We start from the raw sequence: 610 nt of genomic DNA on the forward strand, positions 1-610 counted from the left end.
CTGAAGTTTAGAGTTTTAAACATTAAATTTTCAATCAGTCGATCTAATTGTTAGCTCACGCAACTAAGCTTTTAAGCGGCTTTACCTACTTTTCTACGCCTGCCACGGTTTATCTGTGGAATTGGGATAGTAAATTTTCTTGTTTTTGCACACCATGCGGCTCTAATTCCAAACTGCGAAAAAATACGACAAAGCCAAATACGCACCAATCCAGCAGTCATTGGCTGATTCTGCCTCCAAGGAATAGCATTAAGATCAAGCTTCCAGTCTGTAAGCTTCAAAACAAGTAATTTTGGTAGCGCATAGGCAGCAAAAATCAAATGTGTCCAACGGTGCAATACTTGTCTGGTTTGTTGCCAAGCATTCTTCCAACCCCACCTGTTTTTCACATCATCAAAGACAGGTTCAATATAGTAGCGTCGGGCGTAACCTAAGATGACATCAACACCACTGACTTCAGCATGACTACATAAAAGCAGACGAGGTTTTGACCACACACCATCTGCTAGTTCAAACTCACACCAAACAGCTCGAACAATTCGACCATTTAGAAATCTAGCAACTGCTGTTATTTCACAATATCTCAACCGTTGCTTACGACCATATAGTC

Annotated in this window: 1 pseudogene; it reads right to left on the reverse strand. The window is 40.8% G+C overall.

The features are described from left to right. Nucleotides 1–71 precede the first annotated feature (71 nt). A pseudogene (locus tag ACTS4L_RS11380) lies at nucleotides 72–610 on the reverse strand (IS701 family transposase); the annotation flags it as partial.

Origin of the sequence: Cysteiniphilum sp. 19S12-1 (assembly GCF_052030685.1) — a bacterium.
In the GTDB taxonomy this organism is placed as follows: Bacteria; Pseudomonadota; Gammaproteobacteria; order Francisellales; family Francisellaceae; genus Caedibacter.